The sequence below is a fragment of the Peristeroidobacter agariperforans genome (assembly GCF_004138335.1).
GTDB lineage: Bacteria > Pseudomonadota > Gammaproteobacteria > Steroidobacterales > Steroidobacteraceae > Steroidobacter > Steroidobacter agariperforans.
The window spans coordinates 346,952-362,620 of the sequence record NZ_RYFW01000003.1 but is presented as its reverse complement, the minus strand read 5'-3'; the positions used below and the strand labels follow the sequence as shown (position 1 = coordinate 362,620).

The window sequence follows — 15,669 nt, the reverse complement described above, 5'->3', positions numbered from 1 at the left end:
GAGTCCCTCGCTTTCTAATTGATAGGTGGAGGCGTATAGGCGCGCAGGCCCGCATCCAGTTCTCGCGCGACCGCGATCAATCCAGCTTCGTTGCCCGGAGCGCCGACGAGCTGAACAGCGACAGGCAGACCGTGCTCATTGACGCCCGCTGGAATACTGATCGCCGGCAGGCCGGCGATGCTGGCCAGCGCGGTGAAATTCGATTGGCTGACAGGCGGTCTCGATGTGTGCTCGAACGCAGCTTGCGGCGCAGTTGGCAGCAACAGCACGCCATCCTTGCCGATGCTGTCGCGAAGAAGCTTTCGCGTGCGCTCGAGCACGGCCTGAGCGTCCGCGTACTGCGCCTCCGAACGACCTTCTACATAGCCAAGCATAAACTTCAGTTCCGCCGAGAGAACTTCGGCGCGCACACGGCGCGTCTCGCCGAGATGCTCGATCAGCTCTCGAACGGCCACGATGAACCCCGCAGAGCGTATGGCCAACGCATCGTCCTGAAGTTCGATATTGGCGGCCGGCCGATCCAACAGCAGCTGACGCGCCTTCTCGTATCCAGCAATCACAGCCGGCTCACACTCGGATGATTCGACCAAGCCATCGAGGAGCAACACACGCTTCGGCTCAACGGCGGGCGAAACATCCATCAACACACGAAGGACCGTGTTCAGATCCTCCAACGAGCGCGCGAGCGGCCCGATGGAATCGAGGCGTTCGCTCAAGGGCATGAGCCCCGCGGATGAGACCAGCCCCGTGGTCGGCTTGATGCCATACACACCGTTGTAGGCCGCTGGAATACGAACTGAACCAAGCGTGTCCGTGCCGAGCGAAGCGATACATAGTCCAGCTGCGATCGCTGCGCCACTGCCACCCGATGAGCCGCCGGGCGTGTAACCTTCGCGATGAGGATTCATGGCCCGACCGAACCACGGATTGTCAGTGGTCGCACCAAGCGCCGCCTCGTGCATATTCAGCGTGCCGAGCACGATGGCGCCGGCTTCCTTCAGTCTCGCAACGACGTGCGCGTCACGATCTGCGACCACCCCTCGTCGCAACTCCATGCCTGCGTTCCATTCGAGTCCTTGGACCGCGATGTTTGCTTTGATGCCGACCGGCACGCCTTCGAGCGCTCGTGCCTGTCCTCTCTGGATACGCTCGCCGCCGGCAGCGGCATCCGACAACGCGCGTTCTCGATCGACCTCGATGAATGCCTTCAGCGACGCAAGCCGCTCGATCCGATCCAGATAGCTCGCGACCACTTGCGCAGGCGTCGTCTCGCCAGCGGCATAAGCGGCTCGCAGACTTGCTATGCTGACTCTCCGCCAATCGCTCACGACTTGCGCTCGTCAATCAGTCGAATCGGTTTCTGACGCACGTCGATCTGGGTCAGCGACGCGGTCTCGCCCGCGCCCACCAGCTTCACCAACACTTCGACGCCCAACCCTTGCCGCAACACGCCGGCGAGTTGTTCCGGATCCGTGCCGCCACGGGTTTCGAGCACGACGACCATGTCGTCGCGCATCGTGCCCGGATCCCGCGTCAGGCGGCAGACATACTCGCCCGTGAGATCGCTGCGGTTCTCGATCAATGCCCCGATGGCGTGCGGGAACACATTGATCCCGCGCAGCTTGACCATGTTGTCGCTGCGGCCTTTGAAGCCAGCAATGCGGCTGAACACCATGCCGGTCTGATTCGTACCAGTCAGCTCGTGTGTGATGTCGTGCGTGTTGAAGCGGATGCAAGGCGCGATGTCGTCTTTGAACAGCGTGGTGACGACCATGTCGCCCACCTCGCCTCGTCCCACGGGCACGCCGGCATCGACATCGAGCAGTTCCAGATATTGCGCGTCTTCCCAAACATAGAGACCGTCGCGCTCAGGGCCTTCACCGGCAATCGATCCGGTATCGCCCACGCCGTACCAATCGAATGCCTTCGCACCGTTCCACGCCTGCTCGACACCTGAGCGATCTTCCGTACCGAGGTGGCCGCAGATCATGCGGATGTTGATCTTGTCGAGCACGCCTTCTGCGCGTGCGACTTCAGCGAGCTTGCGGATGTAGTCGATGAAGCCGACCAGCACGGACACGTTGAAGTCGGCCATCAACGCCACCTGATTCGCCGAACGCGTTTCGATGCCGGTGCCGGCGGAAAGGAAGATCGAGTTCGTGAAATGCGTGACCGCCTCGCGAATGTAGTGGCCGCCGTTGATCATGCCGTGCCCGTACACGGACTGCACCACGTCTGCGGGCTGCAGGCCCTGCCAGCGATACATGCGCCCCACGAGCAGATTCGTGACCTCTCGACCTTTCGGACCGAACAGCAGCGCCTGCGGACGGCCGGTGGTGCCCGAGGTCGTGTGAAAAATCACCGGTGCACGCTCTGCTCCGCCGACACCGGCGAAATCGCCATACGGCGGATGCTCGGCGATCGACTTCATCAAGTCGCTCTTGTCGTAGACCGGCAGCTTGACGATGTCTTCGAGGCTGCGGATGTCGCCGGGCTCGATGCCCTTCGCACCCCACAACCGCTGATAGAACGGAATCTGCCAGCCGCGCTTCATCAGCCGCAGGAAGCGCTGATTCTGCAGTGAGCGCAACTCATCGCGGCTCATCGCCGTGTAACGCGCAACGAAGGCGTCGCCGATGGGATAGTCCTCGAGCATCTGCCGGGCATCGAATGCTTCGAAGTACGAGGGAAACGTCATGCATCACTCCGCATGAGAGAAGAAAGACAGCGGATCCAGGAACAATTCATCATCCAGACCGTCTGCAGCCAGCTCGCGACAGAGCCCGCGCTTGGCAGCCACCTGCGCAGTGCTCATAGGCGCGGCCGGGTGGCCTAGAACATTGGGCACGTCGCGCTCGATCTTCGCGCCATCGTTTCGATGGACGACGATGCGCTGAGGCGCCAACGCATTGGGATTCGGATTGGCGTCGCGAGTGATCTCGAGCCCGGACGCCAGCGCCATGATGTTCGGATCAGAGAATGTTGCCGCCGTGAAGCGGCGCGGATCGATACGACCGTCGGTGAGCATCAGCGCAGTGAGCAGCGGCAGACACAGGCGTGCGTACGCCGATGTCATCGCAGGCTGCAGCGGCCGACCGACCAGTCGGTGAACGAGCGTCGGCACGAACGCTTCGATGCGCGCCACCGATTCCAGGTCGACGAGCCCCTCGCGACGCAGCGCGTCGAGCGTCGAAAGCACACCGTGGCTCGCTCGCCCACTTGGAAATGGTTTCACACTGACTTCAGCGATACGCCACACCGAGCCGATCGTGTTCGTGTACGTGGCGAGATCGCCGTCATCGATCAACTTGAAATAGCCGAACGGCCCTTCGAGCACATCGTGCGGCCCGGTGAGACCGGCCTTCACCAAATCGACAGCCGCTATTGCCGCCCGAGCCGCGCCAGCAATCTGCAGCGGCAACGCGATCGACCCTTCGACATGCGCCTGCATCGTGCCGGCGCATTGTGAGTAAGCCAGGCCGAGCACGTCGTCGACATCCTCCAGGCCTTCGATGCGCGCTACTGCCAGAGCAGCGCCGATGCATCCCGCCGTCGCCGGACGGAAGAAGCGCAGCGGACTGGTCGCGGCGAGACCGAGCCCACTTGCTATATCGACACCGACTGCTAGCGCAGTGAGCGCGGCTTCCGGATCACAGCCGCCGCGACGATCGATCGCTGCCAGCAAAGCGGCGGTAACCGTGGACAACGCATGCACGACGGCAGGCTCGTGCACGGCGTCCCATTCCAAACAATGAATCTGAAATGCATTCACGAAGGCCGCGCTCGCCGCTGGCAAGCGCACGTTGCTCGCCAACACTCGTGCCTCGTTGCCTGCGCCCCAGCCGCGCGCCGCAGTGAGCACGCCGGAAGCGCCTGGCGCCGTCGATCCCGCCGCTCCGACAGCTAACGTATCGGCAAGCAGCCGTAGGGTCGCCTCGCGAACCTCCGGGGGCAGCGTGTGCGGGGCTCGTGCGAAATCCAGCAGTTTGCGAGTGGCGCTCACACCAGCCCCCTCACGACTGCGGTGATGTCGCGAACGCTGTGGGCCTCGAACACCGTGCGCACGATGTCATCGATCGAAGACGAGGCCAGTCCGCCCCACTCCATCAACTCTCGCACTTTGGTGACGACGCCAGCCTCGCTCAACGGGCGCTCCGGATCGCCGAGCGTATCGCTCAACGTGACCTCGCCGGAGTCCGACGTGACGCGCGCACCGAAATGGGCTGGATATGCCGCCGTCATTTCTGGTGATTCCTCGACGGTCACCAGCTTGCGAAGCTCGGCCAATTCCTCGATGGCGGCGGGCTCGAAATCGCTGAGGCGCGGCCTGCCCCGCTTCATCACGATCGCGACCGCGTGCTGTAGCGAGAACTTGGCCTCGAGCACGCTAGCCGGATTCAAACGATTACAGAACACCAAGGCGTCGCGATAGGTGCTGACGGTGATGCGCCCGGTCAGTAATCCTCGGCTCTTGAGCTCCATGGCGGCGTCGATAGCTGGGTGCGCATGCCGGCAAGCGCCCCAGGGCTTGAAGCTCACGGCTTCAATCTTCCATGCGCCACCGAGATCGAGCGGCTTTGGCTGCAGGCAAGTTGCCGCCAGCAAGCCCTGCGGACCTTCCAATATGAAACGTGGCCCGGTCACGCCATTGCGCGCCTGACGAGCGGCGGCGACGCCGGTCGCCATGGCATGCGCCAGATGCCATTGTTTCGCCATGACGGGTTCGTGCCGCATTTGCCAGAGCCCGCCGGCCACCGAGCCCGCCAGGCCCAGCGCCGAGACGAGCTGGTCACGATCCGCTCCTAACAAACAGGCGGCGGCCGCCGAGGCGCCGAAAAACCCAGCCGTCGACGTGTTGTGCCAAAACGAATAGTGGCGCGCATCGAACATCGAGCCCACCGCGATCATGGCCTCGTAACCTCGAATCGCCGCCTCCAGCACCGAATCCAGCGCGTCACCGCCCACATCGAGCACGGTTGGCCAGATCACCGGCCCGGGGTGCAGCAGCGCGGCGCGATGCACGTCATCCATTTCCAACACGTTTCCAAGCCATGCGGCGGCTTGAACAGGCGCGCCCGACTGCGCGTTTCTCTGGATTTTTCCGACTGCCGACGTTCGCGCCCCGGCCACGCAACCCAGCCAATCCAGCAAGTGCAGGCGGGCCCGCCGGCGCACCGAACCGTCAATGGGCTGCAGAAGTCGCTCCGCCAGGCGCTCGGTTTCGCTAAGCTTGCTACTATTCATTGCAGGTGGCTCTCCACCGACAATTGCCAAATGGAGGCGTTGGCTTGGCAGCAAAGATCAAAAGATCGACGCGCAGCGCGGTTCGCAAGCCGAAGTATCAACAGATCGCGGCCGAACTGCGTGAAGGCGTTTTGCGCGGCGATTACCGGGACCTGGATCAGTTCCCGACCGAAAGTGTTCTGTGCGAGCGCTACGGCGTCAGCCGTTACACGGTGCGCGAGGCGTTGCGCTCTCTGCAGCTCGAGGGCTTGATCGAGCGCACGCGCGGCTCCGGCACCACGATTCAGCCTGCGACCGCTCGTGGCGGATCGTTGTATCAACTGTCGAGCGTCCGGGAAATTCTTCAATACGCACGCGATACCAAGTCTTCGTTCACGCCGTTGGGCATGATTGAGCTGCCCAAGGACATTGCGGCAAACGTTGGCGCGCCGTCCGAGGAGCGCTGGTTTCATTTTCGCGGCTTGCGTACACGACCCGGCCAGCCGGAGCCCATCGCGTTGACGGATGCATACATCCATCCCGACTTCCAGGGCGTGGTCGATAAGATCAAGCCCAATGGCGCCGCGATCTTTGCTCAGCTCGAACGGCTCGCGCGCGTGAAGATGACGCACGTCACTCAGAACATCAAAGCGGTGGCGGTGAGCAATCAGGTAGCGGCCGAGCTGAATATTCCGCGCAAGACGCCGTGCCTGCACATCCTGCGTTGTTACATGGGCGCCAACGACCGGCTGTTCGAGATCTCCTCGAGCTACCACCCCGCCGATCGCTTCGTCTACTCGATGCACATCGACCTGGAACAATAACTCAGCCATCGCCGAGCTCCGGCGCCGGCCGCGGGGTCCAGGCCGGCTCGCCCGGGAAACGAATGGCCGGCGCAATGTGATAAGCGCCATCGGCCTGGGCCACCAGGCCGCGCTCCGCCAGGTGCGGCTGAGCGAAAGCCTCGCGAAAATCCAGCACCGGCGCGAACGCCACATCCTTGTCGGCGAACCACTCGATCCAGGCATCACGCGAACGCGTGCGAAACGTTTGTCGGAGGAAATCGACCAGCGGCAGCTGCGCGAGCCCCGGCGGCTCGCTCGCCAGCGGAATCAACTCGGGCCGGCCCAGGGCATTGAGCAGATTCGCCGCGAATTTCGGCTCGCGGCCGCCCAGCACGATGTGCCGACCGTCGGATGTTTCATAAACGTTGTAGAACGCCGCGCCACCCAGCGATCGTTGGTTGCTGGAACGCGGCGGCTCACCACCTGCCATCGCCGTGCCGACGATGTGCGAACACCACGGCAACAGCGAATCGAACATTGCGATGTCGAGATAGTCGCCGCACCCGCTCTTCTCTCGGCCCAGCAACGCCATGAGGACAGCCGACAACCCGGTCAGTGCTGCAGCCATGTCGGCGGACGGAGCCCCCGGAACGACCGGCGTTCCATCCACACCATCATTCACTGAAATAAAACCGCTGAGCGCCTGGACCGCCAGATCGTGGGCCGCGTGATGGGCCATCTCGCCGGTCTGACCGAATGCGGAGATAGAGCAGTAAACGATACGCGGGTTTCGCGCCGACACAGCTTCATAGCCGAAGCCGAGTCGCTTCATCACGCCCGGGCGGAAGCCTTCGATGAACACGTCGGCGCCATCGATCAACGACCACAGCGCGGCGACGCCGTGAGGCGATTTCAGATCGAGCGCAACGCTCTGCTTGCCCCGATTCAAATTGCGAAACCACACCGACTGCCCGGCTTCGAACGGCGCCTGCGCGCGCGCCGGATCGCCCGCCGGCGGCTCCACCTTGATGACCTCCGCTCCCTGGTCGGCCATCATCACCGACAGCATCGGGCCCGGCAGGAACTGCGACAGGTCGACGACTTTGATGCCGGTGAGCTTGCCCATGGACTTCAGACGATGCCTCTGTTCTTGAACGCTGCGATATCCGCCACGCTGTAACCCGCTTCGGCCAGCACGGCGTCGGTGTCCGCTCCCAGCAACGGCCCGGCGCGATTCGGCAAGCGCTTGCCATCGAGCCGGATCGGGCTCGCGAGCACTCGCAGTTCGGGACGATCGGGATGCGCGACAGTGTCAATCATGCCGATGGTACGCAAATGCGGATTGTCCAGCGCCTCGTCGAGCGACAACACCGGTGCAACGGGCATATGGCCACAGAGCAGTTGGACCCAATGCGCGGTCGGGTGCTGCTTGAACACGTCATCGAGGATGGCTGTCAGCTCTTCACGATGCGCGAGCCGATCAGCCGGCGTGACGAAGCGAGGATCGCGCGCCAGCTCGGGCTGCCCGATCTTATCCACCAGCGTGCGCCAGAACTTCGGCAGCTGCGCCATCACGAACACCCAGCCATCGGCGGTGCGGAACATCTGGCTCGGCGTGACCGACGGATGCGCCGAACGCGGCGTGCGAGGAATCAAATCGCCTTCGTTCAAGTACCACATCGCCGGATAGCTCGTTTGATGAACCGCGACGGACAGCAGATCGACGTCCACGTCGCGCCCCTGCCCCGTACGCTGAGCATCGAGCAACGACGCGAGCAAACCGATCGCCATCTGCGCGCCCGTCATGAAGTCCACCATCGACAATCCAAAGCGAGTCGGCGGAGCAGTCGGCTCGCCGGTCAACGACAAGAAGCCCGCTTCCGCCTGCATCAAATAGTCATAGCCCGGCCAGCGCGTGCGCTCGTTGTCGCGTCCATAGGCGGACAAGTGCGCGCAAACCAGCGCCGGGTTGACGTCTTTGAGGTCATCGTAGGTCAAACCGATCTTCTTCGGCAGATCGCCGCGCAGATTATTGACCAGCGCGTGGCTCTGCGCCGCCAGCCGGTGCAGGATGGCCTTGCCCTCGGGGCTGCTGAGATCGAGCGTCAGCGAACGCTTGTTGAGATTGAAGCTCTGAAAGTACAGGCTCTCGTTCTCTCGCAGATAGTGCGGGCCGACAGCGCGCGCCGTGTCGCCTTCGCCGGGCGATTCGATCTTGATGACCTCCGCGCCGAGCTGCGCCAGGAACTGCGTGCCATAAGGACCCGCGCCGTATTGCTCGGCCGAGAGAATACGAAAGCCTGCGAGCGGCAAGGACTTCATGCCGGATTCCTCTTCAGCCACTGCTTGGCAATGATCATCCGTTGCATTTCGTTGGTGCCCTCGCCGATGCACATGAGCAGCGCGTCCCGGTAGAAGCGCTCGATCTCGTATTCCTTGGAGTAGCTGTAGCCGCCGAAGATGCGCATGGCCTCTTCGGAGTTGCGAACCGCCGCTTCAGAGGCGAAGTACTTCGCCATGCCCGCTTCCATGTCGCAGCGTTCGCCGCGGTCGTAGGCTTCGGCGGCATTGGTCACGAGCAATCGTGCCGCCTCGGCGCGCGTGACCATCTCGCCCAACTTGAGTTGGATGGCCTGATGCTGGGCAATCGGCTTGCCCATGGTCTTTCGGACCTGCGCATAGGCGGTGGCGAGCCGCAGCGAGCCTTCCGCCAGACCGACGCCGCGCGCGGCGACGTTGATGCGGCCGAGCTCCAAACCGCCAGTGGCCTGGAAGAACCCCTGGCCTTCTTTGCCGCCGATCAGGTTCGCGGCCGGCACTCGATAGTTCTCGAATACCAGCTCGGCGCTGTCGATCGCCTTGTAGCCGAGCTTGTCGAACTTCTTGCCGACGCTGAAGCCCGGGCCCTTCGGGCAGACAAAAAAGCTCATGCCGTTGTAACGCGGCTCGGCTTTCGGATCGGTTTTAACCAGCACGGCGAAGCAGCTGCCCTGAATGCCGTTGGTGATCCAGGTCTTGGTGCCGTTGATGATGTAATCATCACCATCGCGAACCGCAGTCGTGCGAATGGCTTGCAGATCCGTGCCCGCGTCGGGCTCGGTCAGCGCCAGGCCGCCGCGAATCTCGCCGGACGCGAACTTCGGCAGCCACTTCTGCTTCTGATCTTCAGTGCCGAAGCGTTCGACCGCCGCGGCCATGATCAGATGTGAGTTGACGATGCCGGTGATCGCCATCCAGTACGAAGAGATCGTGGCGATGATCTTCGCATACGTGGTCGCCGGCAGGCCCAGCCCCTCGTACTCCTGGCCGATCGTGGCGCCGAACAGCCCCATCTCCTTCATCTGCTCGACCAGCTCGGCCGGCCAGATGTCGTTGTGGTCGTGATGCATCACGACCGGGCGCACCTCGCGCTCGACCCAACGGTCGATCGCTTCGAGCAGAGCCTGTTCCGCGGACGCTTCGATGCGTCGTTGCGAATGTGCTGACACTTATGAATTCCCTCAGTCGCCGACCGGACCGCAACCGCGCTTCCAGATCAGCATGGTCCGGCTGAATGTACAGACGATGTCGCCGTGCTGGTTCTTGCCCGTCGTCTTGACGGTCACGATGCCCTGCTCGGGACGCTTGGCGGATTCGCGCTTGTCGATCACTTCGCTCTCCGCATACAGCGTGTCGCCGGGGAACAGCGGATGTGACATCCGGATGTTGTCCCAGCCCAGGTTCGCGACCGCCTTCTGGCTCACGTCCGAGACGCTCATGCCGACCATCAGCGCGACCGTGAACGGCGAGCACACCAGCGGCTTCTTGAACTCGGTTTTCTTGGCGAACTCGTAATCGAAGTGCGCCGGGTGCGTGTTCATGGTGAGCAACGTGAACCACACGTTGTCGGTATCGGTGATCGTGCGTCCGGGACGGTGCTCGTACACGTGCCCCACCACGAAATCCTCGTAGTAACGTCCAAAGCTCTCGCGATAGCGGCCCGGACTGATTTCAATGACCCCATCACGCATCGTGCTCGCTCCGCATGTTCATCAAACTGCCCTGATCCAGAATTCTTCGATAGCGGCGCATGATCGGTGCCTCGAGCATGCGGCCCTTGAAACGCACAGCGGCGCCGTTGGCCGCTGCGAATGCTTGTGCTGCTTCCTGCGCCTCGGCGATCTCTTCCGCCGTCGGCAACATCACTGCGTTGATTGCATCGACCTGCGCCGGATGAATCGCCGCCTTGCCGGTGAAGCCCAATTGCTTCGCGGCGCGGGTCTCGGCGATCAAACCTTGTTGATCGTCCAGCCCGATGAACGGAACATCGATGGCTCCGATGCCCGCACCTGCGCACGCGAGAATGAAAGCGCCGCGCGCGGCGAGCAGCGGCTCCCACGCCAGCGCGACGCCGAGCTCGGCAGCGAAATCACCGCCACCGAACATCATTGCGGCGACGCCCGGCGCAGCCGCGATTTCATGAGCCGCCCGCAAGCCTTGCACCGTTTCGATCAACGGCACGATCGCCGGAGCCTTGCCGCCGAACGCTGCTGTGACAACGGCGATCTCAGCTGCGCTCTCGACCATCGGAACCAACAACAGCGGCGGCGCGATGTTCGCGTTCACGAGCGCCAGCAGATCTTCCAGCCCCGCGCGCGTCTTGATGCCGTTGATGCGCAGAGCGAGGCGTCGATCGCCCGCACCCAACGCAGCGAGCGCGGCGGCCCGCGCCGTGGCCTTGTCGGATGCGGGGACCGAATCCTCGAGATCGACACAAACAATGCGGGCCGCCGAGGCCAGCGCTTTCGATGTGCGCTCCGGCTTGCTGCCCGGTACGAACAGCACACTGGCAACATCGTTTGCTACGTTCGTCATAGCGGCTTCACCGCGCCGAGGTACGAAGTCACAAGCAGCAGCAGGTAAACCGCCCATACCCACCAGCGCGTGCGGTCCATCGTGGCCCGCAGCGGCTTCTCGGTGGCGTCACTCGATCCTTCCTTGATGAGGCGACCCAGCTGCGGCCCGACCGGTTTGAAAGCAACATCGATCATGATTGCGGCGGCGAAGATCACGCCGAACAGAAATGCTTTTGCGGCAAGCCAGGTCGGAATGAGCGGTGCGCCGGTCGCCAACGACTGCGCGCCGATCCACAGATAACCGACCATGATGAAACATTTGAGCCAGAACTCGATCTTGCGATTGCGCACGGCGCGCGGTGTTTGATCGTGCAGATGTGCATCCCACACCAGCCACAACCACACCAGGCCCGCCAGCCACGCCGTTGCGAGCAGCCAGCCAGGCACGGCCCACCAACCGCCGGCCGACACCACTGACAAGGACAGCGGCACCATGAGCGCCCACGCGGTGCGCGGCACCATGTCCACCTGCACCAGCAGCTTCAACAGTGCGAGACGCTGATCGAGCGTGTAGCTCTCTCGCTTACGAAAGTGCTGTCCGAGCACGAACACACCGACGTCTGCACCGAGCCAGAGCACGAACAACAGCAGGTGCAGATAAACCAGTGTCGGGTACATCAGTGGCATCGCTCGTGCATCTCCCGTCGTCTTTTTACCTGTCGCCGAGCGCACCGGAACGGGCGCTGGATGACAGTCTCGTAATCATCATAGCGCCCATGGTATTTGTCCGGACAACTTTTTTGCAAGCAAGCTTTTTTGCACAGCATTGCAGCGCGCGTGCAACGACTGCGCGGCGCCGGCCCAAGTCGCAGGATGCGCGCGGTTACAATTGTCCATACAACTCTAAAGCATTGTGCGGCGGCGGTTTCCCGCGCCCTGCACTGGCGTGTCGGCCAGGGCACGCTTGACAAGGTGCCCGTTTAGTGCGATTTGTCCGGACAACTTTTTGCCGCGCTTTAGAACAACGGGAGGGGAATATGCGCAATCTGTTTGGCCTGGCCACAGCTCTGACGACCAGCCTCGTGACCATGCCGCTGTACGCACAGACCGATGCGGGATCCGACGAGGCCGCCTCGTCCGGCATCACCGAGGTCATCGTTACGGCTCAACGCCGCACCGAAAGCGCGCAGGACGTGCCGATCGCGATCTCGGCGTTCTCCGCCGAGCAGCTGACCAGCCAGGGCGTGTCGAACACGCTGCAGATCGGTCAGTACATCCCCAACATGGTGGCGCAGAACAACACCGGCCTCGGCTCGGCGAACGCGTTCTATCTGCGCGGCCTGGGCAACAGCGAGACGGTGGCCACGTTCGACCCGCCGGTCGGCACTTACGTCGACGACATCTATCTGAGCCGCCAGAACGCCAACAACCTGAGCTTGTTCGACGTCGAGCGGGTCGAAGTGCTGCGCGGTCCGCAGGGCACCCTGTTCGGCCGTAATACGACGGGCGGCGCCGTGCGCATGATCATGGCGGATCCGGGCGACGAGCTGGGCGGCTACGCCGAGATCGGCTATGGCCGCTACAACAAGCAAGTCGCACGCGGCTCCATCGATGTGCCGGTGTTCGACAAGCTGGCCGTGAAGCTCAGCGGTTACTGGCAGGAAGACGACGGCTACGTGAAGAATGTCACCACCGGCGATCGTCTGAATGACGACGACGGCTGGGGCGCCCGCGTCGGCCTGAAAGCTGATTTCACCGACGCACTCTCCTGGTCGGCTTCGTTTGCAAAGATCCAGGCCGATGGCGAGAACATCCTCAATTTCGAGTGCAACCCGGCGAATCCCGCCGACTGCAACGGCCGTTTCGCGAGCACCGGCCTGCGTGAAGGCGCAATCGGCGCGTCGCCTTATGCTCCGCTGGTGATCTCGGGACGCAAGGCAAACTATCTGCTCGGCGCCCGCTCAGAGACCGACCTGATCACGTCGAACTTCCAGATCGATCTGAGCCCGGACTTCCAGTTGAGCTTCATTACCGGCTACGTCGACACGACCCAGCAATACGGGCTGGACTTCTACGATGGCCGCGGCGGTCCGTCGCTGGCATCCCCGAACCCACCGGTTCGCGGCTTCACCCGTGGCGGCTTCACCATCCTCAATGACGGCTCGCACGAGCAGTTCAGCCAGGAAATCAAGTTGAACGGCAGCCTGGGCGATGGCTTCGCCGACCTGGTCGCAGGCGTGTACTACCTCGACGAGAAGAACACGACGGATTTCGCCGACATCTTCGGCGACACGTTGCTGCTCGCAGACCGCGTGCTGGACAACACGACCGAAGCGCTCGCCGGTTATGCGCAAGCCGACTTCAACGTCACCGACGAGTGGAAGCTCACGGCCGGCATCCGCTACACCGACGAAACCAAGAAGATGTCGATCCGCGACAATCGTCCGAGCTGTAACGACGGCACGATCGAGGCGACGTGCATGGACAACGTCAACCTGATCTCCCCGTCCGGCAAGCCGATTCCGCGAGAGATGGGCACCGACATGTGGACGCCGCGTTTTGCGGTCAACTATCAACCTTCGGGCGACGTGCTGCTGTTCGCATCGGCGACCCGCGGCATGAAGTCCGGCGGTTGGAACGCCCGCAGCACGCCGGCTCGCAGCGTCCTGCCGTTCGGCCCGGAAAAGGTGTGGAGCTACGAGACCGGCGCCAAGACCGACTGGTTGAACAATCGCCTGCGCGCCAACCTGACGTTCTTCTACCTGGACGTGTCCGACCTGCAGACGCCCTCGGCGCTGCTCAACGCCAACGGCTCGATGACGTTCCTGACCCGCAACTTCGCGGACTACGAGAACAAGGGCATCGAGCTCGAGCTCACGTACATGCCGATCGACGGCTTGACCACGTACTTCAACGCCGGCTTCCAGGACGACAAGTACAAGATCGACCGCAACGCGCCGGACTTCGACGAGTACGGCATCCAGTCGGTGGGCGCGCAGCAGCGCTTGTGTCAGCAACAGCTGGCGACCGGTGCGATTCCGAACGCCAGCCCCGCTGTCGCCGCCTGCGCCGCCGGCGTCATCACTGCCGATGGCCAGATCGCCGAACCGGTGCGCACTCCGGACGTGACGCTGTCGTTCGGTGCAAGCTACGACATTGCGCTGGGCGCGAGCCGCATGACGTTGGTGCCTTCGATCAACGCCAGCTATCGCACCGAGCAGGAAGTGGCGACCAACAACCTGACCATCTACAGCGGCTCGGTCACGGGCACCAATGGGACCTTCCCCTCCAACCCGTACGGCGGCGACTTCATCACCGGCTCGCACAGCCCGGAGGCGTGGTTCGTGAATGCCACGCTGACGTTGTTCGGCGCGGACGATCGCTGGCTGGTGGCGGCCGAGTGCACGAACTGCTTCAATGAGACGGCAGTCAACACATCGCTGGCCAACACCTCCTACATCAACGCTCCGATGCAGTGGATGCTTCGCACGAGGTTCAACTTCTGATGACAGCAGGCGAAAGCCGCGCCGACACCGTGTCGGCGCGGCCAGCTTCGGAATTCAAGCGGGGCTCCAAACCGCTGGTCGCGGCGTTGCTCGGCGTGGCGTGCGGCGCCTCGCCGTTGCCGTTCAACGTGCTGCCGCTGGTGATGGGCCCGATCCACAAGGAATTCGGGTGGGATTTCGCTTCGGTGAGCGCGGGCGTGACCGTGTTCGGTCTGATCGCTTCGTTCATGGCGCCGGTGTTCGGCGGGCTGGCCGACCGCTTCGGCGTCCGGCCCGTCGCCTTGTTGTCGTTGTTTCTGTTCGGGCTGATGTTCGGCGCGTTCTATTTCCTGCCCGGCTCGATCGGAGGTTACATCTTGTTCTGGGCGGCGCTCGGCGCGATCGGCATCGGCTCGACCCCGGTGACCTGGAGCCGCGCCGTCAGCTTGTGGTTCAACCGCAACCGCGGCCTGGCGCTCGGCATCATGTTGCTGGGCACGAGCCTCGCCGCGATGGTCGTCCCTCAGATCGCACAACGCGCCATCGCAGCCGGTGGCTGGCGCATGGCGTTTCCGGTCGTCGCACTGTTGCCGATACTGGTCGCGTTGCCGATCGGCTATCTGTGGTTTCGAGAGCCGCGCGCCGACGAGCGGCCCGCCGGTGTCGGCGGCGCGGATGGCAAAGTCACCGGCATCACGCTCGCACAAGCCGCGCGTGGCTATCGCTTCTGGGTGTTGCTCGGCTCGATCTTGATGATCGCGTTCGCTTACGGCGGCGCTCACATTCACATCGCGCAGATCGTCGGGCTGCACGGCTTTTCGGCTCAAGTCGCCGCGAGTGTGCTCGGTGTCGTCGCGATCGGCATCCTCACTGGACGACTCCTCGTGGGTTTCCTGTTCGATCGTTTCTGGGCGCCGGGTGTCGCCTTCCCTGCTCTGCTGTTGCCGGCACTGGCTTGTTATCTGCTGATGGGAACGGACACGAGTCTGCCGTTAGTGATGACGGGCGCGTTCCTGCTCGGCTTCGCTGCCGGCGCCGAGTCCGACGTGATCGCGTTTCTCGCTGCGAAATATTTCGGCATGGCCCATTACGGCCGCATCTACGGCGTGCTGTATATGCCGTTCGGCATCGGCTCGGCGATCTCTCCCATCATCTACGGCATCGTGCGCGATCGCACCGGTGGTTACGATCCGATGTTGCTCGTCGCGATGGTCTTGTTCGCCGTCGGTGGCGCCATGCTGCTGGCCCTGGGCCGCTACAACGACAACTTCGCCGAGCCCAGCGCCGACGCCGAGCCCGAGCTGGTCCGAGCTTCCTGATCCCAGCGCTTTGATATGAACG

General features: G+C 63.2%; 13 protein-coding genes. 3 read left to right on the top strand and 10 right to left on the bottom strand.

All coding sequences use genetic code 11. The features are described from left to right. Positions 1–14: 14 nt before the first annotated feature. The 4 genes from EK373_RS23765 to EK373_RS23750 are packed head-to-tail and all read right to left on the bottom strand — an operon-like array spanning position 15 to position 5,244. Positions 15–1,328, bottom strand: a complete 1,314-nt coding sequence (locus tag EK373_RS23765; RefSeq protein ID WP_129646612.1) for an amidase — start codon at positions 1,326–1,328, stop codon at positions 15–17. Then, complete coding sequence (locus EK373_RS23760) at positions 1,325–2,698, bottom strand: phenylacetate--CoA ligase family protein (protein ID WP_129646610.1); 1,374 nt, start codon at positions 2,696–2,698, stop codon at positions 1,325–1,327. Before EK373_RS23760 ends, EK373_RS23765 begins: the two co-directional genes overlap by 4 nt. Positions 2,699–2,701: 3 nt before the next feature. Next, positions 2,702–4,003: an MmgE/PrpD family protein gene (locus EK373_RS23755; RefSeq protein ID WP_129646608.1), complete on the bottom strand. Its 1,302-nt coding sequence runs from the start codon at positions 4,001–4,003 to the stop codon at positions 2,702–2,704. Further along, entirely contained in the window at positions 4,000–5,244 is a 1,245-nt protein-coding gene (locus EK373_RS23750) for an MmgE/PrpD family protein (protein ID WP_129646606.1), read from the bottom strand. The genes EK373_RS23755 and EK373_RS23750 overlap by 4 nt, the downstream gene beginning before the upstream one ends. A 44-nt stretch (positions 5,245–5,288) precedes the next feature. On the opposite strand from EK373_RS23750, the gene EK373_RS23745 reads away from it, so the two are divergent. Next, positions 5,289–6,047 carry a GntR family transcriptional regulator gene (locus tag EK373_RS23745; RefSeq protein ID WP_198683594.1) on the top strand — a complete coding sequence of 253 codons (759 nt, stop codon included), beginning with the start codon at positions 5,289–5,291 and terminating at the stop codon, positions 6,045–6,047. 1 nt (position 6,048) lies between these two features. Here the strand turns inward: EK373_RS23745 and EK373_RS23740 are convergent, their stop codons facing one another. The 6 genes from EK373_RS23740 to EK373_RS23715 are packed head-to-tail and all read right to left on the bottom strand — an operon-like array spanning position 6,049 to position 11,530. Next, complete coding sequence (locus EK373_RS23740) at positions 6,049–7,134, bottom strand: CaiB/BaiF CoA transferase family protein (protein WP_129646604.1); 1,086 nt, start codon at positions 7,132–7,134, stop codon at positions 6,049–6,051. 5 nt (positions 7,135–7,139) lie between these two features. Further along, positions 7,140–8,330 (bottom strand): CaiB/BaiF CoA transferase family protein, encoded by a 1,191-nt coding sequence (locus EK373_RS23735; protein WP_129646602.1) that lies wholly within the window; start codon positions 8,328–8,330, stop codon positions 7,140–7,142. Continuing rightward, positions 8,327–9,496 carry an acyl-CoA dehydrogenase family protein gene (locus EK373_RS23730; RefSeq protein ID WP_129646601.1) on the bottom strand — a complete coding sequence of 390 codons (1,170 nt, stop codon included), beginning with the start codon at positions 9,494–9,496 and terminating at the stop codon, positions 8,327–8,329. Before EK373_RS23730 ends, EK373_RS23735 begins: the two co-directional genes overlap by 4 nt. Positions 9,497–9,508: 12 nt before the next feature. Further along, positions 9,509–10,018, bottom strand: coding sequence for a MaoC family dehydratase (locus EK373_RS23725; protein WP_129646599.1), 510 nt, complete (start codon positions 10,016–10,018; stop codon positions 9,509–9,511). After that, entirely contained in the window at positions 10,011–10,862 is an 852-nt protein-coding gene (locus tag EK373_RS23720) for an HpcH/HpaI aldolase/citrate lyase family protein (protein WP_129646597.1), read from the bottom strand. Before EK373_RS23720 ends, EK373_RS23725 begins: the two co-directional genes overlap by 8 nt. Further along, positions 10,859–11,530 carry a hypothetical protein gene (locus tag EK373_RS23715; RefSeq protein ID WP_129646595.1) on the bottom strand — a complete coding sequence of 224 codons (672 nt, stop codon included), beginning with the start codon at positions 11,528–11,530 and terminating at the stop codon, positions 10,859–10,861. Before EK373_RS23715 ends, EK373_RS23720 begins: the two co-directional genes overlap by 4 nt. 350 nt (positions 11,531–11,880) lie before the next feature. On the opposite strand from EK373_RS23715, the gene EK373_RS23710 reads away from it, so the two are divergent. Beyond that, positions 11,881–14,349: a TonB-dependent receptor gene (locus tag EK373_RS23710; protein ID WP_129646593.1), complete on the top strand. Its 2,469-nt coding sequence runs from the start codon at positions 11,881–11,883 to the stop codon at positions 14,347–14,349. After that, positions 14,349–15,647, top strand: coding sequence for an MFS transporter (locus tag EK373_RS23705; protein ID WP_198683593.1), 1,299 nt, complete (start codon positions 14,349–14,351; stop codon positions 15,645–15,647). The genes EK373_RS23710 and EK373_RS23705 overlap by 1 nt, the downstream gene beginning before the upstream one ends. Positions 15,648–15,669: the final 22 nt, after the last annotated feature.

Bases quoted from the DNA above. Each gene is read 5' to 3' on its own strand.
- EK373_RS23760 (WP_129646610.1), bottom strand. From the start codon at position 2,698: ATGACGTTTCCCTCGTACTTCGAAGCATTCGATGCCCGGCAGATGCTC.
- EK373_RS23750 (WP_129646606.1), bottom strand. From the start codon at position 5,244: ATGAATAGTAGCAAGCTTAGCGAAACCGAGCGCCTGGCGGAGCGACTT.
- EK373_RS23740 (WP_129646604.1), bottom strand. From the start codon at position 7,134: ATGGGCAAGCTCACCGGCATCAAAGTCGTCGACCTGTCGCAGTTCCTG.
- EK373_RS23735 (WP_129646602.1), bottom strand. From the start codon at position 8,330: ATGAAGTCCTTGCCGCTCGCAGGCTTTCGTATTCTCTCGGCCGAGCAA.
- EK373_RS23725 (WP_129646599.1), bottom strand. From the start codon at position 10,018: ATGCGTGATGGGGTCATTGAAATCAGTCCGGGCCGCTATCGCGAGAGC.
- EK373_RS23720 (WP_129646597.1), bottom strand. From the start codon at position 10,862: ATGACGAACGTAGCAAACGATGTTGCCAGTGTGCTGTTCGTACCGGGC.
- EK373_RS23715 (WP_129646595.1), bottom strand. From the start codon at position 11,530: ATGCCACTGATGTACCCGACACTGGTTTATCTGCACCTGCTGTTGTTC.
- EK373_RS23710 (WP_129646593.1), top strand. From the start codon at position 11,881: ATGCGCAATCTGTTTGGCCTGGCCACAGCTCTGACGACCAGCCTCGTG.
- EK373_RS23705 (WP_198683593.1), top strand. From the start codon at position 14,349: ATGACAGCAGGCGAAAGCCGCGCCGACACCGTGTCGGCGCGGCCAGCT.